At 49.9% G+C, this 22,321-nt stretch carries 16 protein-coding genes; 10 read left to right on the top strand and 6 right to left on the bottom strand.

Annotated elements, in window-relative coordinates; all coding sequences use genetic code 11:
- Positions 1-208: 208 nt before the first annotated feature.
- The 5 genes from M0R47_RS13615 to M0R47_RS13595 form a co-directional block, all read right to left on the bottom strand.
- Positions 209-3,382 carry a thioester reductase domain-containing protein gene (locus M0R47_RS13615; RefSeq protein ID WP_292555757.1) on the bottom strand — a complete coding sequence of 1,058 codons (3,174 nt, stop codon included), beginning with the start codon at positions 3,380-3,382 and terminating at the stop codon, positions 209-211.
- Between the two features lie 55 nt (positions 3,383-3,437).
- A complete protein-coding gene (locus M0R47_RS13610; RefSeq protein ID WP_292555755.1) occupies positions 3,438-4,106 on the bottom strand; it encodes an HAD family hydrolase in 669 nt (222 codons plus the stop codon).
- Positions 4,107-4,109: 3 nt separating this feature from the next.
- On the bottom strand, positions 4,110-4,754 hold the full coding sequence (locus tag M0R47_RS13605) for a lysophospholipid acyltransferase family protein (RefSeq protein WP_292555753.1): 645 nt from the start codon (positions 4,752-4,754) through the stop codon (positions 4,110-4,112).
- Between the two features lie 375 nt (positions 4,755-5,129).
- Positions 5,130-6,161: an AraC family transcriptional regulator gene (locus tag M0R47_RS13600; protein WP_292555752.1), complete on the bottom strand. Its 1,032-nt coding sequence runs from the start codon at positions 6,159-6,161 to the stop codon at positions 5,130-5,132.
- A gap of 96 nt (positions 6,162-6,257) precedes the next feature.
- Positions 6,258-7,280 carry a fatty acid desaturase gene (locus M0R47_RS13595; RefSeq protein WP_292555750.1) on the bottom strand — a complete coding sequence of 341 codons (1,023 nt, stop codon included), beginning with the start codon at positions 7,278-7,280 and terminating at the stop codon, positions 6,258-6,260.
- A gap of 384 nt (positions 7,281-7,664) precedes the next feature.
- Here M0R47_RS13595 and M0R47_RS13590 point away from each other — a divergent pair, with 384 nt between their 5' ends.
- The 10 genes from M0R47_RS13590 to M0R47_RS13545 all read left to right on the top strand — a co-directional run bounded on the left by M0R47_RS13590 (position 7,665) and on the right by M0R47_RS13545 (position 20,986).
- Positions 7,665-8,525 (top strand): class I SAM-dependent methyltransferase, encoded by an 861-nt coding sequence (locus M0R47_RS13590; protein WP_292555748.1) that lies wholly within the window; start codon positions 7,665-7,667, stop codon positions 8,523-8,525.
- Between the two features lie 162 nt (positions 8,526-8,687).
- A complete protein-coding gene (locus M0R47_RS13585; RefSeq protein WP_292555747.1) occupies positions 8,688-9,359 on the top strand; it encodes a CDP-alcohol phosphatidyltransferase family protein in 672 nt (223 codons plus the stop codon).
- A 136-nt stretch (positions 9,360-9,495) separates the two neighbouring features.
- Entirely contained in the window at positions 9,496-11,112 is a 1,617-nt protein-coding gene (gene aepX, locus M0R47_RS13580; RefSeq protein WP_292555746.1) for a phosphoenolpyruvate mutase, read from the top strand.
- Complete coding sequence (gene aepY / locus M0R47_RS13575) at positions 11,109-12,239, top strand: phosphonopyruvate decarboxylase (protein WP_292555744.1); 1,131 nt, start codon at positions 11,109-11,111, stop codon at positions 12,237-12,239. Before aepX ends, aepY begins: the two co-directional genes overlap by 4 nt.
- Positions 12,236-12,985 (top strand): NTP transferase domain-containing protein, encoded by a 750-nt coding sequence (locus M0R47_RS13570; protein WP_292555742.1) that lies wholly within the window; start codon positions 12,236-12,238, stop codon positions 12,983-12,985. The genes aepY and M0R47_RS13570 overlap by 4 nt, the downstream gene beginning before the upstream one ends.
- Entirely contained in the window at positions 12,982-14,121 is a 1,140-nt protein-coding gene (locus M0R47_RS13565; protein ID WP_292555741.1) for a 2-aminoethylphosphonate aminotransferase, read from the top strand. The genes M0R47_RS13570 and M0R47_RS13565 overlap by 4 nt, the downstream gene beginning before the upstream one ends.
- Before the next feature lie 13 nt (positions 14,122-14,134).
- Positions 14,135-14,899, top strand: a complete 765-nt coding sequence (locus M0R47_RS13560) for a class I SAM-dependent methyltransferase (RefSeq protein ID WP_292555739.1) — start codon at positions 14,135-14,137, stop codon at positions 14,897-14,899.
- Positions 14,900-14,989: 90 nt separating this feature from the next.
- The gene (locus M0R47_RS13555) at positions 14,990-16,213 is read left to right on the top strand and encodes an MFS transporter (protein WP_292555738.1); all 1,224 of its coding nucleotides are present in this window, start codon (positions 14,990-14,992) and stop codon (positions 16,211-16,213) included.
- A 535-nt stretch (positions 16,214-16,748) separates the two neighbouring features.
- Positions 16,749-17,933: an efflux RND transporter periplasmic adaptor subunit gene (locus M0R47_RS13550; RefSeq protein WP_292555736.1), complete on the top strand. Its 1,185-nt coding sequence runs from the start codon at positions 16,749-16,751 to the stop codon at positions 17,931-17,933.
- Between the two features lie 2 nt (positions 17,934-17,935).
- On the top strand, positions 17,936-20,986 hold the full coding sequence (locus M0R47_RS13545; protein ID WP_292555734.1) for an efflux RND transporter permease subunit: 3,051 nt from the start codon (positions 17,936-17,938) through the stop codon (positions 20,984-20,986).
- A gap of 116 nt (positions 20,987-21,102) precedes the next feature.
- Here the strand turns inward: M0R47_RS13545 and M0R47_RS13540 are convergent, their stop codons facing one another.
- Positions 21,103-22,143 (bottom strand): methyltransferase domain-containing protein, encoded by a 1,041-nt coding sequence (locus tag M0R47_RS13540; protein ID WP_292555732.1) that lies wholly within the window; start codon positions 22,141-22,143, stop codon positions 21,103-21,105.
- Between the last annotated feature and the right edge of the window lie 178 nt (positions 22,144-22,321).

The following is a 22,321-nucleotide window of genomic DNA, read 5'->3' as shown; positions in this document are numbered from 1 at the left end:
TTTCCTGGGTTATGTGGTTTAGATAGCAAGCATTAGGTATTTGATGTTACGCATTGTCCACGAAAAGCACGAAAAAAGACGGCTTGGCTTTTCCTCGTAGGGCGTGCCGTGCGCGCTTCCTGATTCTCACGTAGTGCGCTCATTGTTATGCGCAAAAATTCTGCCGATATGCAGACCTTCCAGGTTTTAAAAACCTGGAAGGTCTAACTCACAAAAAGCCGCTGTTTTCAAAATAGAGTAAATAACTCTCCAGTAACGCCGCGGAAGAGTGAACGCCAATGTCAGCCTGGGCGCAAATTTCCCGGCAGTTAGTGTCATCGACCAGCGGGAACTCCGCTTGGCGCTGACCCATTCCGGCAATCATATTCCGGAAAGGAGTTAAGGCATTGCCGCTATCGCAGGCTAAGACACGTTTTTGCCATTCGGCATAAGGCACGATATCCATCGCATAACCCCTGGAACGCAGCACCTCGACTACCTCGGTAAGAACCAGCGGTTTAGGATGGCGGATATGGAAAGCCTTGCCGAGACTGGAAGGACATTGCAAGCCGGCGACAATGACCTGAGCCGCAAAATCCACAGGCAACATCTCAACGCCGTTTTCCAGAGCCGGAATGCAGCCCAGTTGAATACTGCTTTTCAGAAAACGCGCGATGAACTGGTCGGTATTGACAAAACGCCTTGAGATACTGTCTCCGGTAAGCAATCCAGGGCGATAAACCGCAATAGGCATATCGCAGTCGGCCGCCAATTTGAGCACATGTTCGGCTACCCATTTGCTTTGTTCGTAACCATTAACCAAACTCTCGCCTGCACAATCCGGCGGCCACGATTCGACGGCCAAATGATTGGCGCTACGAGACTTGCTCATTAAAAGACCCAGCGTGGAAACAAAATGCAGCGGCTTGCGTCGCCCGGTAGCGGCAAAGCGCAGAATTTCCGTAGTACCAAACACATTGCTGGAGCGCAGCTCAGTATAAGGCAGCGTGAAATCGACATGGGCTCCGGCATTAAGTACGGCATCCATTTGCAACGCCAAGCGTTGATAAAGCTCCTCGTCCAATCCCAGGCGGGGCAACGCCATGTCGCCGACCAACGGCCGGATACGCTCGACAGGTAATGCGGTAGACAATCCGTAATATTCCGCATTACTGAGCAGCCGCCCAAACGCAGCGTCAGCATTCTCGGCACGCACCAGGCAGTAAATTTCACAGTCGGTGATCTCCAGCAGTTCCGCCAATAAATAAGCGCCCAGATAACCGGTGGCTCCGGTAAACAAAATCCGGCGCGGCGGCCAACAATCGGCTATTGCGTCTGTCGGCGACCAGTCTTCCGGCAGTTTCACCTCGTCCGCCAGCCTTGGAACGATTTCTTCGGCTACCGGCGTAGAGTCTTGCAGGTGTGACATCAGGCTAACAGCAAGCTGTTCAAGGCTGGATGACCGGCTCAGGAAATCCGCGTTTAAGCGTAGCCCGAAATCACGTTCGATACGATTCACCAGTTCAACCGATGTTATCGAATCCAGGCCCAAGCGATCCGGAATCATATCCGTTGATATCTCTGCGGCACTCAGCCTCAAGGATTGGCCTATTTGCCGACGCAAATAGTCCAGCAGAAACAGGTGCCGGTCGGTTTCCGGCAAGCGCTTGAAATCATCGTCAAAACGTTGTCGCGGTGATGAGCCAACGATGCTGGCCGATGACGATGTTTCGGTTGGCGTTTTGCGCCTCTCTCGATCAATGATAGGCAGGCTGCCTGCCGCCAACATTTCCTGGCAGGCGCGGCGACGAACCTTACCGCTGGTGGTCGTGGGAATGCTGCCGGGCTTTACCAGGACCAGCTCGTCCGCCTGAACCTGGAAAGCCTCCCAGTGCGCCTCGCGTATCGCGGCGAACACTCGGGCAGCAGCAAGCCCACGGATTTGGGAGCGCTCGACTTCCTGTACCAGCACCAGCGCTTCGCCGTCCTCCGATTCCCGCACGAAAGCCGCTCCGCCATCGACCCGTAACGCGCTATGAGCCTCCTGGGCCGCTAGTTCGAGATCTTGCGGATAAAGGTTACGGCCGCGCAAAATGATCAGGTCTTTGAGCCGTCCGGTAACATAAACCTCACCCTGGTCCACAAACCCGAGATCGCCGGTGCGTAAGTAGGGAACGCCACCTTGTTTCAGTTGCGCCTGAAAATAGAGTTCAGTCTGTTCCGGCTGGCTCCAGTAACCTTGTGCAATATTGCTGCCGGTCAGCCACAATTCTCCGGTGACGCCATCGGCTACCGGCTGACGGGTATCCGGATCGACCGCCAGCACTGTGCAATCGTCCCAGCTTCTGCCGCAGGATACATGGTTTTTGCCTTCATGCTGCTTAAACACGGGCGACGGCTTTCGATTGCCGCTGATAAACAAGGTGGCCTCAGCCATGCCATAGCACGGTAGCCAAGCTGACGGCGAAAATCCATAGGGCTCAAAGGCCTGCTGAAATCGAGCCAAGGTTGCGGCTCTGACCGGTTCGGCGCCGTTAAACGCGACTTGCCAACAACTTAAATCCAGGCCGGAACAATTTTCGGGCGTAGCCTTGCGCGCGCAAAGGTCATACGCAAAGTTAGGCCCGCCGCTGGTTGTTGCACGAAATTTAACTATGCCTCGCAGCCATTGTATCGGATCGCGAATAAATGCTTGCGCCGGAATATGATAACTTTGATAGCCGACATAAATCGGGTTAAACAAGGGACCGATCAGTCCCATATCATGATAAAAAGGCAGCCAACTGAAAGAGCGGGATTCTTCGTTGTGGCTAAAGCCTTGCGTAATCATGGCTTGATTCGCGATTAGGTTGGCATGGCTGACAACGACTCCTTTGGGAGCTCCAGTAGACCCGGAGGTATATTGGAAAAACGCCGGCTGCCCCGGATCGATGCGATGGCTGTGCCAATCCGCAGCTTCGCTATCGGGCACACTGTCGGTATCCAACCATTCGTGCCCGGCCCCGATGCCTGCTTCCTGAAACCATGGCATGACTTTAGCGATAAGACCGCTTGAGGAAAGTACATGCGTTGCCGCGCAGTCACGTAAAATTGCATCGATGCGCGCCATGCCGCGCCGGGACTGTGGGGGAAACACAGGAATCGGCGTTGCTCCTGCATACCAGCAGGCTATGAAAGCCAGGAAAAACGATGGCCCGTGCGGGTAGATTAGCATTACTCGCCGGGCGTTAATTGCTTGCAGGCGCGCGGCAATAGCACGAGCGCGAAGGTCGATGTCGCCATAAGTCAAGCGGTGTTGATAGCCATCGATATGATCCATAAAAACATGCGACAAGCGGTCAGGTTGCAGCTGGGCGCGTTGTAAAAGAACGTCGGCAAGGCTTGGCGCTTGGATAATGGACATAGTATCAATTGAGTAAATAATTTAACGGTCAGTGTAGGAGGATAAGCGGCCCTAATCAGATGGGGGAGGGCAAATCCAGCGTTAACCATTGTTGACGCTGCGCTAACTGCGCCAAACTCCGGCCGGGATTGACAGCAACAGGATGACCGACGGCAGCTAACATATACCGGTCTTCCCAATGATCTCCATAGGCATGGCACTGAGCTAAATCCAGGCCGTGTTTATCCGCGTAATCCTTGACGATCGACGCCTTGGCCTGACCGTAAGGGATAGAGCCAAGCACTTCCCCTGAAAACAAATGATTTGATACTTCCAGCCGGCTCGCAAACCAGTCGTCGGTTTGCAGCAGTTCGGCGACAGGGGATACGATGAAATCCAGTGCAGCGGAGACAATGACGACTTTATCACCGGCGGATTGATGACTCCTGACGCAATCAAGCATCTTTGGAAATAGTGATTGGGATAAGTGTTGGTGAAAATGCGCGGTATAAGTTTCAACGTAGGGTGCAACCGCTTCACCGGCAAAGAGCGCACGTAACACGCGTCTTTTCAATATGTCTATATTGTCGATCAAGCCCAGCTCATAAAGAAGATACTGGTAAATAACACCGCCCACTTGGGTGATGCCTAATTTCCCTTGGCGAAATTGATGAACGGCAAAAGCTTTCTCGCCCGAACAGGCCCAAAGCGTTCTATCTAAGTCGAAAAAAGCGGCAGAACTCATCTATTACTCCGTTTCCGCCAGTAATTGCCCTAACTTGTCCATAAGCTTCTGGGTAAATTGTTGACGATTCATGTCGGATGATTGAGTAATCGGCGTTCCTATCCTGATCGTGCAGGGCGCGATGCCCGGAAAGAGCCGATGACGCGGCCAAGCTTGGTAAAATCCCTGCAAGGCTATCGGAATGATAGGAACGCCCGCCTGGATAGCCAACCAGGCGGCGCCTTCATGGGAATGTTGTAAACGGCCGTCGGCGGAACGCGTACCCTCAGGAAAAATGCCGACGATATGATGAGCTAAAAGATGTCCTCGCATATCGTTAAGCGCTTTGCGAATAGATTGTTTCTGTTCGTAATTCACCACGATCGCACGTCCATGGCGTACACAGGCCCGCCATAGCGGCTTGGTATTCAACTTGGATTTGGCAAGAAAAACAATCTGAATGCCGTAATGGCGGCTAAACAAATGATAAGTCAGGAGCCAGTCCAGGTAGCTGCTGTGGTTGAAAGCAAGAATACACGGTGAGTTAATTAAGTTTTCTATCCCTATGACCCTGCCTTTTAGCATCTGGAAAAAGTAAAAATCCAAAAGCCGGGTTGCAAAAGGCACTGCCAATAAACGCCAGGACCATTCTTTGACAAAAGATCCCATTGAAGCTCTGCAAGTTAAAAAGCCATTTTGTCCGTACATAAGAGCGCATCTTTCCCGTCATCATTACACCTAAAACGAATTCAACCCATAAGTTCAAGCCCGATGTAAACATGGACGAAGAAATTGCTGGTTTAGCTTTTGCACACCGACAGCTTGGCAGGCGTTGATCCATAACCAAAAAACCATTGAACTATATGAATAAACAGCATTGCATGGTCAATGAGAGCAAATTCACTGTTACAAATTCTACCAAACTTTCCGAGTGGGAATTTGCACCAGCGTCTATAAGCCCTCGACTGTCTGTATAGCCTGATTACAGTTAAATACTTGAGAAAAAGCGTTTCAACGTTGCCCCTAAAGCAAAACCCCAAGCTATCAGCGCAGATTCACTATCCATTTTTCAAAATGCCGATCAATATGGGCATTGTCTTGCTCCTGGCGATGGTTAATTCGCACAGAATGTCTTACATTGGAGGGCGTCATGCCAAAAGCACGATGAAAACTGCGGCTAAAGTGGCTTTCGCTGTTAAAGCCAAGGTCATAGGCAATTTGACTAATGCGCAGTCGGTGATTGGCGGGATTATTCAATTGATTAAATGCCTTGAGCAAACGTTGTTCCAGAATGAATTGATGTATGCCCTGCCCAGTGTCGAACAGGCGGTAAAGATAAGCACGGGATATTTTAAAATGTAGAGCTATGCTGTCGGCGGTTAAGTTGTAATCGGTTAGATTATTGATAATGTAACGGCGGATGGATTCGCGGTTAACGCTCTGCACCTTTTGGCAGTTTTCATCGGTCAAAGTGTGGTTAAAGTAGCTGCCAACTAAACTCAACACGCCTTCCGCTACCGAACCGGCTTCATCTTCACTAAGCGTTTGGGACGAAAAGTACAGGGTTTTAAGATGCTCGCCCAACAGCTTTGCCAGTATGGACTCTCTTGGCAGCACTCTGCCGTGCTGCCGTTCCGGCTCGGATAGTTTTGCACAGATCATGCTTCGCGGGACGATCAGCGTTAAGCAGTTAAAATCGCCGGCCAACGATTTTATGGGTTGGTTTAAATCCAGCAGGAAAATATCGCCGCTACGTACGGTTGAATTATTGTTTTTTCCCCATTGGCCTGAGGTCGAACCCTGCGTATACATCTGTATAAGAAAATGATCTAGATTGTCTTTGGCGATAAGTTTGCGGTCTCGATTAAAATATTGTTGTCCGCTGCTCGCAAAGCTCAGCAGCATTGACGATAAGTGACAGGTGGTTAACGATGCGTTGAATGGTTTGTGCTGATCCTCCTGCTTTAATACGGAGTCGAATACGACCGAAATACTTTCTTTCCAGACAGTATGGCGTTCCTTTATATCTATGTCAGAAAGATCTATTTGGGAGATAGGAAGAGTTTTATTAGTCATAAACAGTATTTATGTAAATATTATTATTGTTATGCTACAAAATACAAATAGCTTGCTTTGTCAGGAGCAATTTATCAGTGGATTATCTGAATCGATCTATTCTCTGCTCAAAGTGGACACAACATTTGGATGCCTGGAAAAAACCATTCCATTATGCCCATTGATCTGCGCCAAGATGTCTTTTATTCCGTGATTATAAATTTTACTCTTGAATTCGTCAGGAATTACTATCGCTATTTCCTTGCGAAATTTATTCAGCAAATACCATGGAATTCTCATATTTAAATGATGCTCAAAGTGAATGCTTATATTAAAAGGAAAAAAAACTGGCCTCAATAAAAACAACGTTGTTTTAGATCTAAACTCTCGGTAATGCTCGATTGCATGTTCGCCGCCATGCTCCAGCGTTCCTTTTATTTCGTTAATTATAAATAAATAATGCCATGCTATTAGGACAACAAAGAAGTAAGAAAAGTTCTTCGTCAATATCCAATTAATTATTCCCAAAAGAAACCAAAAGCATAGAAAGAGTATTTTTGCAATCAGCTCGTTTTTTGATATTTTTGAATGATAATACGGGTTGCCTTCATCAATATTGAAGAGGTTTCTTTTTCTGTTTTTTTGTAGAATAAAAATACTTCCAGGTATTAGTGAATATAATATTCTTCTTTTAAATAAATCTTTAATTGTAATATTATAATTCTGCGGATCATCTGTTTCATTTTCATGAGCATGATGTATATTGTGATTATTCTTCCAGGCAATGTCGTAAAAATCAGCCTCCACGATACACGAAAGTAGGCGGCCAAAAAAAAGGTTTAATTTCTCTTGTTTTTTAGTATTTTTAGATAACAAAAACATTGAATGAGATGACTCATGTACAACTAAAACTGCCAGTCCAAATAACAATATTCCTAAAGATACCCCTTCAAAAAATATTTCAATAATATTACTGGCTTGAAATGATAAATTAATAACTAATGCGGATAAGAACATTAAAAGGCTTAATGAGCCTATATTTATGAAGTTATGTTTTAAAATACTCTGTTTTTTAACATGATATTTTCTACTAATATTAATAACGTCTTTTATCCACTCAGGTTTATGATCTTCAGGCACCGCGCTATTCCTTGGTTGAACCAAAAACAATCTATGTTATTGATTTTTTTAAGTTAATGTTCTTTGGCATCAAGCGCCGAGTAGCTAATAATAATTAAATAAAAAACAACCTAGTAAGCATATGCTTATACTTGTAGTTAACTGCTGATAATCGCTTAAGTTTAAGGGTTTTGCAAGGTATTTTTTTACGCAAATATACTCTTCATTAGAACTTGGAAAGGGTATGCTCTTATCCGATTATATCAACGCAAAAATCAATTAAAAATCTATCGAAGTTGATAATCAGTCAAAAAGTCGTAGACGCTGGTGCAAGTTTTGATCAGGAATATGACCTACAATTTACAGTCTTAAAAAGTTATGACTTATCAAAGGAGATGCCGGTTCATGTCTGAAATCAAGTCCCAGTGGAATGCCTCCCAACAGGAATATCGTACCGAGAAGTTTTGGGGCGGAGATCACTTCGACCTTGCCATGGAAGCGCACCATCCCGGTTACCTGTCATTCGGTTACTGGCGCCGCGAATCGGACGGCAACCCGATTTCAGACAATATAGAGGCCTGCGAGAATCTTTACCTGGCATTGGGCAATCGCGTGGGGTTGGGCGCCGAATCAGTGGTGTTGGACGTTGCCTGCAGCATGTTGCAGGAGTCTATCTATCTACATCGAACTTTCGGAAGCACAATCACCGGCCTGGATTGCGTCAATAAGCACATTGAAGTTGGCAGGATTCGAGTGGCCAATGCGAACCTGGAACAGCATATCACCCCGGTCTATGGTTCCGGCGAGAACATACCATTGGCTTCAGGTTCTTACACCCATGTGTTTTGTGTGGAGGGAACGCCTTATATGGATCGCAGTAAATTTTTCAAGGAGTCCCATCGTGTGCTGAATGCCAGCGGGCGCATTGCCATTGGCGAATGCATGGTGCGTCCAAGCAGCGGCTTTTTGTTTGAAAAGCTTGCCGCTTTTGTTGCCGATGCCTGGCAAATTCGCAGGGAGAATATTGGCATGTCGGAACAGCAGTATCGTTTTCTTCTTAGCGATGCCGGCTTTCGGGACATTCAAATCGAATACATCGGCAAGTATGTCTATACGCCATTTTTTATCAATGACTTCAAAGAACTCGGACGTATGATCAAAGTACGTGGATGGCATGCGATAGCCAAGGTGTTCCATAACTTGTTGTGCGATCTGTCATTCCGGCTCGGCTGGCTTGAGTACGCCTTTGTGACCGCACAAAAATAGCTACAGCACCAGGCAAGTTTATTTGAAAAGTTTTTATTGGGTTAATTCCAATGACTTATTTTCGATTGGCGCCCGCCGGCGACTTTACTACACCTCAATATTCAACATTCGCATTTACCGTATTTTTTTGATTCAGTGGATTATCTAAAATAAAAACTATATATGTCTCAACCTAATACAAATGCCCAAAGCCCTGTATCAAGCAACCGAGATATTTTTGATCGGTTACTTTACCCGCTATTATCAAAGTTTGTCGCTTACATACCAAGGTTTATCCACCCGAACTTGCTGACCTTGGGCGCAATAATCTCAGCATGCGCAACTGCATTGGTATTTGCGTTTAGTCCCGCCCCAACTGCCTATCTATATTGTGCTGTCTTGCTCCTGTTGTGGATCGTGCTGGATTCGTGCGATGGCATACATGCCAGAAACACCGGACAGTGCAGCGAGTTCGGCGCTTTTCTGGATCACGTCGGCGACGCCTTTGGCATTTTTGCCTTGCACCTGGCGTTCGTTTACAGATTGGATATACATGAACCGATTCTCGTCGGCGCTTTACTGCTGCGTCAGGCCATGAATGGCTGGGTATACTTGATTCAAATTCATACCGGAAAACTGTATATACCAACTGTCGGTTGGAGCTTTGAAATTTATACCCTGGCTGGAGTGATGATGGCTAAGTTTTTCTTCCCCGACACTACTTTTAGCTTAGGCCCATTACCGGAACTCGATATTATCGGCAATATGTTGTTAATTTATTATATCGCCGTGCCGATGAGCTTGGCCGAGATAGGTATTGTCGTTTATTTTTCGCATCGCAAAAACTCACTATAACCCAGCAAGACAAACGGTTTTGTCGCGGTAATCTACTAATTAATTTGAAACAATGCCCCAAAACCGGCGGCTACAAAATCCATATCCCTTAATCTATACGTTTAATACATTTAATTTTGAATAGGCATTTACCTCAATGAATGAAAAACTCGCGCCGTTAAAGAAAACCACGCAACTGAAACAAATGCTGACCACGCCGGGGCTCAATTTCATCTGCGAGGCACATAACGGTATCAGCGCGCGCATTGTCGAAGAAACCGGTTTTAAAGGCATCTGGGCGAGCGGTTTGACCATTTCCGGGTCTTTAGGTGTCAGAGACAATAACGAGGCGAGCTGGACCCAGGTATTGGAGTTGGTTGAGTTCATGAGCGATGCGACCAGCATACCGATATTGCTGGACGGCGACACCGGTTACGGCAATTTCAACAATCTGCGGCGCCTGGTTTCAAAGCTGGAATCCCGGCAGGTCGCCGGTGTTTGCATAGAAGACAAGTTGTTCCCCAAAACCAATTCCTTCATTGAAGGCGAAAAACAGAGTCTTGCGGATCTGGACGAGTTTTGCGGCAAGATCAAGGCCGGCAAGGATACGCAAAAGGACGATGATTTCGCTATCGTCGCCCGTACCGAAGCCTTTATCGTCGGTGCAGGGCTTAAGGAAGCTCTGCGCCGCGCCGAAGCCTATCGGCAAGCCGGGGCGGATGCGATTTTGGTGCACAGCAAAAAGCATATGCCGGATGACATTGAAGCGTTCATGAAAGAATGGGCAAATCGTCACCCGATTGTCGTCGTTCCGACGACTTATTATTCGACGCCGACACGCCGGTTTGAAGAATTGGATATCTCGCTGGTCATATGGGCCAACCAGATTTTGCGCTCTGCGGTTACCGCGATGCGTAAGTCGGCAGAGGATATCTTCGCTTCAAGCTCAATCAAAACGCAAGAAGACAAAATCGCCCCCGTTGCTGAAATATTCAGGCTCCAGGGCGCCAAGGAATTGCAGCAGGCCGAGGATAAATACCTGCCCGGCGGCGCCGACTGTAAGGCGATCATTTTAGCCGCCAGCCGCGGCGAAGCATTGGGCGAGCTAACTGAGGAGCGTCCGAAAGCGATGTTGCCGGTCAATGGCAAGCCCATAATCGATGCCTATGTGAACGAACTGCGCGCGCTGAATATCGGCGATATTTCGGTAGTGCGCGGTTACAAAAAAGAATGGCTGAGCTCGCCATCTTACCGGAGCTACGACAACGACCGTTATGATGAAACCGGCGAACTGTATTCACTGTATCAGGCCCGCGAGGAACTGCACGGCAACGTGATCGTTTCCTACGGCGATTGCCTGTTCCGCAGCCACATACTTAGGGACTTGCTGGAAAGTCCGGCCATGGCAACCGTGATCGTCGATGCGGAGCAGGGCGGCAACGGAAGAAGCAAAGACATGGCATTTTGCAGTCGTCCTTATTCCAACGATTTTTTAAATCACAACATTGAGCTGGAGCGTCTTGAAAGGAACGACTCGTTGGCTTCGGCAAACGGCGAGTGGACCGGTCTATTGATGCTGAGCGCTCAGTCAAGTCCTATCGCCAGACAATTATTGGAAGAAATGGCCGGGCAGGACGATTTCGAAAAACTGGGCGTACCCGACCTGATCAACCGGCTTAAGGAACATCATCCGATCCGGGTCATTTATACCAAAGGCGGGTGGATTAACATCAACGACATGAACGACTTTATTGCGGCAGGGCACTGGCAATGATCGATACGCTTGAATTCGAAAGCGTACTTAGAGCTCATGGCTACCGCCTGTTTTCCGGCGTGCCTTGCTCGCTATTGCAACCGCTGATCAACCTGGCCAGCAATTCGCTGAACTATGTCGGTGCAACCAATGAAGGGGAAGCGGTCGCAATTGCGGCAGGCGCTCAACTGGGCGGCATGAAGTCGGCGGTATTGCTGCAAAATTCGGGGCTTGCCAATGCGCTGGCGCCGCTGACTTCGCTGACCAATATTTGTGAAGTTCCGGTTACCGGCTTTGTCGGCTTTCGCGGCGAACCCGGCGTTGCTGACGAGGTTCAGCATGAATTCATGGGCCGCATCAGCGCCCAATTGCTGGAAATCAGCGGCGTTAAGGTTTACCGGCTGGCAACCGATTTACCGCAGGCAGCCGAACAATTGGCCGAAGGGCAGGATTATCTGGCGCGAGGCATATCGGTGTTTTACCTGGTTTCCAAAGGCACTTTCACGCCGCTCGAATTAAAAGCCAAAGCGCCGATCCGTTTTACTCCGGGCACGCTCACACGCGAGCAGCCCGAAACAGGAACTCTGCCCAAACGCTATGAAGCTTTGCAAATCGTCTCCAAGCACAAGCAGGACGATACCGTGGTATTGGCGACCACCGGCATGTGCGGCCGCGAATTGTTCACCATTGAAGACGCGCCCAACAACTTGTACATGGTCGGCTCGATGGGCTGTGTTTCGTCGATTGGCCTCGGCATTGCGATAGCGAAGCCCGATAAAAAAGTCATCGCCCTGGACGGCGACGGCGCGTTGCTGATGCGCATGGGCAACTTGGCGACCAATGCCTATTACAGACCGGACAATCTGCTGCATGTGCTGCTGGACAATGAGACTCACGACTCCACCGGCGGACAGTCCACCGCGTCCGGCAATATGGATTGGCCGGCCATCGCGTTGGGAGCCGGCTATCCTGCGGTAGTTCATGCCGGCAGCCTATCCGGCTTCGAGGCGGCTATTGCGGAGTGGATGCGCAACCCCAAGCTCACCTTTTTGCATCTATCGATCGCGAAAGGTTCGATTTCCCCGCTGGGCAGGCCGACGATAACGCCCGCGCAGGTAGCTCGAAGACTGGAGGCGTTTCTGAAGTGAGCATCGATACCGCAGTGATTATGGCGGCCGGGCTTGGCAGCCGAATTCCCGAATTTTCCAGGCATGGCCCGAAAGGGTTTATCAGCGTCGGCGGGCAGCCGATTGTCGAACGCTCTGTGGATATTCTTATGCGCCATGGAATACGCCGCATCATCATCGGCACCGGCTACCGGGCCATGGATTATGCCGACTTGACGAAACGCTACGCTAATATCCGCATCGAATGCGTGCGCAACGCCGATTATGCGGATTCGGGCAGCCTGGAAACCTTGTTGCGGTGCACTGAAAATTTGGACTGCAATTTTTTGACGCTGGAATCCGACTTGCTGTATGACAGCCGAATGATCGAGCATCTGCTGTGTTCGCCTTTCGCGAATGTCATTCTGGCGTCCGGCGAAACCCAGTCGGGCGACGAGGTTTACATAGAAACCAACGAGCGCAGCGAACTGGTCAATCTGTCCAAAGATCCATCGACGCTTTCCCATATCGACGCCGAACTGGTGGGCATTTGCAAACTCGCGGCCGAAACGCCCTATGCCCTTAAGCAATGGCTGACGAAAGCCGGTCTTAACCGTCCTGCCCAGCAGCATTATGAAGAAGGCTTGACCGCCATCGCCGATACGGTTTCGTTGTATGTCGATAAGGTCGACTTGCCCTGGACCGAAATCGATACCCTGGAACATCTGGAACGCGCCAATAACCTAATTTGGCCGCGCATTCAGTCTGCCGAAAAAGACTTGTTATGAAGATTCGCCGCAACGTATTGCTGACACCCGGACCCGCCACCACCAGCGACAGGGTCAAGCAGGCCCAGATTGTTCCCGATATTTGCCCGCGCGAGGCGGAGTTTGGTGCGCTACAAGACAGCATTCGCCGGCGGCTGGTGCAAGTGGTTCACGGCGAGGATACGCACACTGCGGTATTGTTCGCAGGCTCCGGAACTGCGGCAGTGGAGGCCTGCGTCAGTTCGGTAGTACCCAATGATGGAAAAATCCTGGTATTGATTAACGGTGCATACGGCAAACGCATGCTGGACATGTGCTGCATACATCTGCGCCCGGAACAAATCGCCGTTTACGAGACCGCTTACGATGAACTGCCCGATACGCTGGAAGTGGACCGTATTCTTTCGACCAATCCGTCTATTACCCATCTGGCGCTGATTCATCATGAGACTACTACCGGCATTTTGAATCCGCTTGAGGACATCACGGCGATAAGCCAACGCCATGACGTCAAGGTCATTGTCGATGCGATGTCGTCTTTTGCCGGAATCCCGCTGAATTTGAGGCAAACCTCTTGCGACTTTGTCATCTCGTCCTCCAACAAATGCATACAAGGCATGGCTGGCACAGCTTTCGTGATTTGCCGCAACACCTTGCTGATCCCGCCTGAAAACTACAGGCCGCGCAGTTTGTACCTGGACTTATACGGCCAGCACGCCGGTTTCGAATCGACCCTGCAAATGCGTTTTACCCCCCCCGTGCAGGTGTTGTATGCCCTTGATGCAGCACTGGATGAGTTCTTCGAAGAAACCCAGCTGGGCCGCTATCGGCGTTATTGTCAATGTTGGGAAATCCTGCTGGACGGCATGGACAAACTGGGCTTCGCGATGGCGGTGCCGCAGCTCCCTCAGTCCAAGCTGTTAACTACTTTTTTAGAGCCGCAACACCCCCGCTATGATTTTGATGCCATGCACGATGCATTGCTGGCTGAAGGCTATACCCTTTATCCCGGCAAAGTGGGAAATCTTGCCAGTTTCCGTTTGGCGAATATCGGACAAATCGACATTCAGGACATCCAGGCATTTCTCGTCGCCATGAAGCGCTATCTGGCGGCGAACGAAATCGTTTTGCCACTGTTTAAAACGATCAATAACTAACAAGGTACAGAAAATGGATATTGGCAAGCTTTACGATCAAAGCATCGCCGGCACTTATGACCGGGACGAACTGGGGCTTTATTCAGGCGCCAGAGATAAGGCATACCAACAAATTAAAACCCATATCGGTAACCAGCGTATTGATGATGTATTGGATTTGGCAGTCGGCACAGGAGAGTCGCTGCTGAAAATGAAAGAGCTTTTTCCAGAGGGGAATTTGCATGGTATCGATCTGTCCGGCGAAATGCTGAAAATAGCAAAAACGAAGCTGTCTTTTAATGCGATCCATGACGATGTTTTGAATACCTGCAAACACTTTCCCTTGGCTAGCGTTGACTTAATGTTAATGTACTTTCTGACCACCTTTGTAGATGGCAGCGAAGTGGTTCGGGATACATCCAAACTATTGAGGCCTGGCGGCTACTACTCGATTGTCGGCACCACGTATGAGGCATTTCCACGGATAGATGAACTTGCCCGGATGACGCTTTCCGAAGACTTCTTAAAACAAGCCAATCCATTGCCGATGGGCACCGAAACCATAGTTTCCTATCTTAGTGACGCCGGCTTGGATGTTGTTGCGATTGACACGTTCACGAAAACGGTGGAGTTTTCCGACTTTAAGGACTTTTATCAATTCGGCATGGACTCCGGTTTTTTTACGCACATTCTTGTACAGTGCGATAGAGCGCAGCTTGAGACATTCGGGCGACTGGAAAATATTTTTCCACTAAAGGATCAGTACACGGGCTCTATCGTTCTCGCCAGAAAACCGTAACAAATTTCATACCAATTTGTAACCGCCCCCTTTTCAGAATGCGGTCATTTCTTGGAGTAAAGCGGGTAATCAAGGCATCAAGCTGTTTTTATGAATAAGCTTAAGACATTATCGACGCGATACTTTCTTTGTCATTTATTGGCGGGATCCACTAACTCATTTGTTGATTTATTGCTTAAAAATGGCGTTATCGTTTATGCCGCTTTTAAGGCTGATATGACCGCCAGTAATGTCGGTCTGATCGCAACGCTTTCATGGAGCCTGTTTATTCTGCCATTTTTTATTTTTTCAGCTCATGGAGGATATCTTGGCGATCGCTATGACAAACGTAAAGTATCTATGGCTCTGCGTGCTATCGATATTTTTATCGCGGCTTTTGCCGCATTCGGGTTTTTAAGCGGCAATATCGGCTTGTTGCTGGTTTTGATTTTTGCAAAAGGTATTACTTCGACGCTGTTCGGCCCTTTGAAATACGCTATGTTATCCGAATGCCTGCCGCCTTCGGCTTTAGCGACAGGCTCCTCGTTGATGGAAGCGGGGACGATGATTGCGATACTGTCAGGAACCTATATAGGCGCAATTTACGGTGCCCATACCGATATATATCTAATAGGAAGCATAGCGTTAGCCGCCGCGATTGTGTCATTCTCGGCAACGTGCTTTTGTACCAAAAGCGCGGGCGGCGATCCCAAACTATTGTCGCCAAGCTTCAACCCTTTAAAATCAACATTCGAAATACTTCTGTTGGCTTGCCAGGACCGTCGCTGCATAGCGGCTATCATCGCGCTGTCATGGTATTGGTCGCTGGGCGCAGTCTATCTATCTAACGTCACGGCATTAGTTCGCACGACCTTGCTGGGCGACGAGAAGCAAGTGGCTTCGATTCTGCTGATTTTTACTCTGGGGGTTAGTAGCGGTTTGGCGATCGGCTCCTATTGGCTACATGGCAAGCCCAACACCCGTGTCGCTATTTTTATGACTGTGCTGATAGGACTGGCAGGTATCGATTTGTATGGGTCCATTCCCGATTCATTGCTTCGAATGCAATTCGATTTTTTTACCATTGCTTTTGCTTCGGGTGTTTATGCGGCACATTTTTCATCGGTGTTATATTTAGTCGCCAATCAGCAAGCTAAGGCGCGAATCTTTGCCGCTTACAACATTATGAGTTCTTTGCTCGCGGTATTGGTCCTGATGTTAAGCGCCTTTATTGTCAATTATGGTGTTTCTCTGCCTTTGTGTTTGTCTGGATTTGCGGTTGCCACCATACCCCTGACATTACTGGTAAACAGGATGATTCAAAGGCATTCGTAGCAAAGCCCGAGGTCTCATTTCGGCTATAATCAGGGGCTTCGGTATGACAGCTTGTTCCATAAAGCAGCTCACACACTCTTTGCCTGCACTTGCCAAGAGATCGCCTTTAAATTTAATAACTGATGTTACGCAGTCAGTCGAATTTAAATTTAAGGCGTCGCTAACGCGACAGTTTATTTGAACCGGGTTCGCGCACCCGAAGGCGAGATACTTTTCGCTACGAAAACCCTCCCTGGTTTTCGCCCTGCGGGCCAGCCTCATGGCTGTTCAAATTCGCTCCAGGCGAATTTGTGCTCCGCCAAAGAAAAGTATCCAAAAGAAAGGCGGCCCGGTTGCTGCTTGTGTCCTGCGCTCCTCGCTTTTGCCGAGGGTTGGCAGATGGGGCTCCTGCCCTCTGCCAACGTGCGGCCTCTCTGCCGCACCCCTTACGGGCCATTCTCGGCAAAAGCTCCGGTGCTCGGCGCGGCAAACGGGAGAAGCACATCCTGTGCGTAACATCAGTTAGTAACCGAATTGTTCAACTAAAGCGAAGTTCATGAATAAAAGCACAACAAATAACCGGGCCGGAAACACTTCGATGGCCGCCAAATTTCAGGCTGTGAAAATTAACAGAAAGCTGATTTTCGCTGCTGTTATTGCCTTAGCTACAGTCGGAGCCACATCGGCATTCATGGCCCCGAAAAGCCAGGAAACGCAGCCGGAAGCTGTAGCGGCGAAACCCGCGTTATATGTAAGCACTGCCAAGCCCGCGCTTGCCGCTTGGCCGGTTAAGCTGGTTGCCAACGGTGATATCGCGCCTTGGCAGGAGGCTATCGTCGGCGCGGAAATTGACGGATTGAGATTAAGCGCCGTTAACGTCAACGTCGGGGACTGGGTGCGCAAAGGCCAAGTGATCGCTGAATTTGCTAAAGACACGATGTATCAAAGCTTAGCCGAGCAAGGCGCCATGGTCGTTGAAGCCGAGGCAGTGCTGGCGGAGGCCAAGGCCAATGCGGTTCGCGCCCGCTTTTTGCAAAAGTCGGGCGCGCTACCCGCACAGCAAATAAACCAGCTGTTGATTGCCGAACGCACTGCCGAAGCCAAGCTGTCGGCTGCCAAGGCCAGGCGCGCATCCAGCCAATTGCAACTGGGCTATACGCATGTGCTTGCGCCCGATGACGGCGTCATTTCTGCGCGTGTCGCAACGCTCGGCGCAGTGGTATCCAGCGGCGATGAATTGTTCCGTCTGATCCGGAAAAACCGGCTTGAATGGCGGGCGGAAGTGACCGCGGCCGACCTGGCCAATATCAAAACGGGCGGCGAGGTTATCATTACTCTGCCTGACCGGGAGCAAATCAAGGGCACTGTGCGCATGGTCGCGCCTACGGTAGACCCTAAAACGCGCAATGCCCTGGTTTACGTCGATGTCAATTCAACGCCACAGGTCAAGGCAGGCATGTTCGCAAGCGGGGAGTTTCTGTTAGGCACAACCGACGCCCTTAGCGTGCCTCAGCAAGCCGTTGTTATTCGTGATGGCTTTAGTTATGTTTTTGCAGTGGACAGCAGCAATCGGATAAGCCAGGTTAAAGTGCAGGTGGGGCGACGCCGGAGTAACCGCATAGAAATCCTGGATGGCTTGCCGGGCGACACCGACATTGTCGTCAGCGGCGCCGGCTTTTTAACTGACGGCGATCTGGTCAGCGTTCAAGCTGAGTCAGCCAATACTTCCAATCCAGGTTAACGATGAATGTTTCCGCCTGGTCGATAAAAAATCCTATCGCGGCCATAGTATTTTTTATGATGCTGTGTTTTTTCGGCATCGATAGTTTCCGGACGCTAGGTGTGCAGGAATATCCGGACATTCAGCTGCCGAAAGTGATCGTGACCGCCAAGTATGATGGCGCAACACCTTCGCAGCTGGAAACCGAGGTTGTAAAAAAAATCGAGAATTCAGTAGCCAGCCTGCAAGGCTTAAAGCACATTTACAGCACGGTGCTGGAAGGGACGGCGACAATTACCGTTGAGTTCGAGTTGGAAAAAAACGGCTCCGATGCCACTAACGAAGTGCGCGACGCCGTAGGCCAAATTCGGGCCGATTTGCCCGTTGCCATGCGCGATCCGATTATCACCAAAGTCATCCATGTCGGCTGGCCCGTTCTTACTTATGCGATTTCATCGGACCAAGCGGATGAAAAAGATTTGTCGTGGTTTATAGACGACACGTTAAGCAAGCGGATGCTCAGCCTGGAAGGCGTAGGCAAGGTAACTCGCTTAGGCGGCGTGGCGCGAGAAGTCAGTGTCGAGCTTGACCCCGATAGAATGGCCCAGTTGGGAATTACTGCGGCCGATGTCTCGCATCTGCTAGGCCAAATTCAACGGGATGCGCCCAGCGGGCGCGGCAATGTGGGCGGCGCTGAGCAGTCGGTACGCACCTTGGCCAGCGCAAAGACCCTGGACGATTTAAAAAAGCTGCATTTGCCCCTGAGCGACGGCAAATCCGTCCGGCTCGATCAAATTGCCGAAATAGAAGACGGCATAGAGGAACGGCGCAGCCTGGCATTATTGAATGGTAAGCCCGTCATTGCTTTTGAAGTTAGCCGCACGGAAGGGGAAAACGCAGTGGCGGTTGCTAAAACTGTGCAACAGGAAATTAGGCAACTGGCTAAACAGTACCCAAATTTAAAAATAGAGCAGGTCATTGACAATACGCTAGTGGCGCAAGAAACCTTTGACGGCACTATGCGCCAGCTTTACGAAGGTGCGGTGCTGGCAATACTGGTGGTGGGATTTTTTTTACGCGACTGGCGCGCCACTTTAATCGCGGCGGTGGCATTGCCTCTATCGATTATCCCGAGTTATTGGGGCATGCAGTACTTCGGCTTCACCTTTAACATGCTCACCCAGCTGGCGTTAGTACTGGTGGTCGGGGTGCTGGTGGATGATGCCATCGTTGAAATTGAAAATATCTCCCGTCACATAAGAATGGGTAAAACACCTTTCAAGGCGGCTAACGATGCCGTAGAGGAAATCGGCCTTGCTGTTACTGCGACTACCTTTGCGCTAATCGCAGTGTTTTTGCCGACTGCGTTTATGACTGGTGAATTAGGCAAATACTTTAAGCAATTCGGTTGGACTGCGGCGCTGGCTATTTTTTCGTCGCTGATGGTGGCGCGCATGCTGACGCCTATGATGGCGGCGTATTTGCTTAAACCCGATGTTGAACAGCAGGAAAAGCCCGACTCCAGGTTGATGACGCTGTATTTAAGAGCGGTAGCCTGGTGCTTGCAGCATCGAAGCATAACCGTCCTGGCAGCACTTGCTTTTTTTATAGGTTCACTGGCTCTTATCCCGCTGCTTCCGAAAGGATTCCTGCCGCCGACAGACTATGCGCAAACGCAGGTAAATATCGAATTGCCTCCAGGCAGTACGCTTGAAGATACGCTTCTCGCGTCAGAGCGTGCCAGACAAATGCTGATCGGCGAAAAAGATGTACAAGGCGTGTTCAGTCTGGTCGGCAGTAGCGAGTTACTGGACGGGCAAAGCGCTGAAGTCCGCAAAGCGAAATTAACCGTGCTGCTCAAGCACAGGAAAGAACGCGATCGCACCCAGCAAGCTATTGAAGCTGATTTGCGTGAAAAGCTCAGCCGGCAAATCGGTGTCCGCACTTCCGTTGGACTTAAGGATGTCGGTAACCAGTTGCAGCTGGTGCTTAAAAGTGATGATCCCGTCGCTTTGCGGACTGCCGCCCGCAAATTGGAACGGGAGCTGCGCACTTTAAAAAATGTGGGCAATGTAATTTCCAGCGCAAGTCTGGAGCAACCTGAAGTCAGTGTGGCGATTGATTTTGCCAAAGCGGCTGATTTTGGCGTAACGGCAGCGACGATTGGCGAAACTGTCCGTATCGCTACCGCAGGCGACTTTACCGAAGAGCTTGCCAAATTTAATTTAAGCGAACGGCAATTGCCTATACGAGTAAAACTGCCCCAGGCATTGCGCGCAGATCTTCAAGCTTTGGCGCGTTTACCGGTGCCCAGCAACAACGGCGCCATCATGCTTGCCCAGGTCGCCAACATCACCATGAGCAGCGAGCCGGCGGTAATCAAGCGCTTTGATCGTTCAGAGCAAGTGACTCTGGATGTTGAGCTGGGGCTGCGCCAATTGGGCGAAATACACACTGAGGCGATGGCTTTACCGGCTCTGCAAACCTTGCCGGGCAATGTCAGCCTGGTTGATTTCGGCGATGCCCAATTAATGACGGAGATGTTTACCAGCTTTAGTTCTGCAATGATGGTCGGCGTGCTGTGCATTTTTGCCGTGCTGGTGCTGCTGTTTAAAGATTTTATGCAGCCGTTGACCATCCTGGTTGCAGTGCCGCTGGCTGTTGGCGGCGCTTTTGTGATGTTGCTGCTGACCGGGAAAAGTTTTTCAATGCCCGCATTGATAGGCTTGCTGATGTTGATCGGCATCGTCACTAAAAATTCCATTTTGTTGGTGGAATACGCGATTGTGGCCAGGCAGGAAATGCATCTGCCACAGTTTGAAGCATTGCTTGATGCCTGCCACAAACGGGTAAGACCCATCATCATGACATCTATGGCTATGGGTTTTGGCATGTTGCCTGTTGCGCTGGGGTGGGGCGCCGATCCTGCCTTTAGTGCGCCCTTGGCAATAGCCGTTGTGGGAGGCGTCATCACGTCTACATTACTGAGCTTGCTGGTCGTTCCGGCCGTGTTCACCTTTGTTGATGATATTAGGGAAGCGATCCGCAAGCTCTTTGCCTGGAAAGGGGCATAGACCGCCAAATTGCTACGATTTGATCGATAGATTAAGTGGCACGGACTGGGTCTTGCTTGCCGCGCCGGGCATCGAAGCTTTCGCCGAGACAAATCAGCAGCGTACATGCGCCCCAATCAGCAACACAAACCGGTTTCTGCCGAATCACCTTGCGCCCCTGGAGTGCAATCAAACAACCCGAAGTGGCGGGATTTTTCACCCAATACCTGAAAATGCTCGGCATAGCGGCTGGCGGCCAGCATATCGGCGGTGTTACCGCAGACCCGTAATGGTCGGCCGGTTTCGAAGTGATGATGGTTATCCAGATCGAAAGCATGCAGATGCTCGGGGATGGTGCCGAGGTAGCAGGCCACCTGCCCATAATCCTCACAACGGTCTTCCAGCGGAAGCTTGAAAGCGCTGACGGTGACCGAGCTGAACTTGACCATGCCGATTTTAGCGGCAACCTCAGGATCGTCGAGACTGATGGAATTTTGTTTGACGACGCGCACATCGGGGCATCCCAGCTCGTGCATAATCCTCCGGAAGTCTTCCCAGTATAATGCGCCGCCCAGGCATTCGCCCAGCAAAACGGGGTCTTGGCGCAAAGCGGCCGGGATGCGGCGATCGGCGAAGACATCGGAAAAATAGAGTTCGCCACCCGGTTTCAGCACTCGGAATATTTCCGCCAGTACCCGTGGTTTTTCCGGCGACAAGTTAATCACGCAATTGGAAACGACTGCGTCAATGCTGTTATCGTCGATACCGATAGCCGCCAGATTTTCGATATGTCCGTGCAAAAACTCGACATTGGCATAACCGAAGCGCTCTGCATGCCAATCGCGATGACGAACGGCGACTTCTAACTGTTCCGGCGTCATATCGACGCCAATCACCCGACCCTTCGGGCCAACCAGTTTCGATAGTAAATAACAGTCGCGTCCTGAACCGCAACCTAAATCCAGCACAGTTTTACCTTTTAAAGCCGGGGGCAATGGTGAGCCGCAGCCGTAAAAACGCTCCAGCACTTCTGGGTGCAAATCGGCCAGTAAGGCTTTTAAGTGGCCGGGCATCGCATCAATGCTGCAACAGGCGCTGGTTTTCAAATCATTGCTGGATTGCAAAACCTGACCATAATAATGGCGGACGGATTCGCTGATTTCGATACTTTCAGTCATAGGTTCCCTCTTGTGTTTTAGAATGCTGAGTTAGTCGTTAAGATTAGTAGAAACCTTACAAAATCATCCTATTGACCCTGACAGGAAACTGGTTTTACCGCAACCTGAAGGCCCGGTCAACGCGGTGATACATTCTTTATGGTATAGATATCCAGTGAAACATTCTCCAACGCCGGTT

The sequence above is a fragment of the Methylobacter sp. genome (genome assembly GCF_023227905.1).
GTDB lineage: Bacteria > Pseudomonadota > Gammaproteobacteria > Methylococcales > Methylomonadaceae > Methylobacter_A.
The sequence above is the reverse complement of the archived record's forward strand: the minus strand, read 5'-3'. Positions and strand labels throughout refer to the sequence as shown.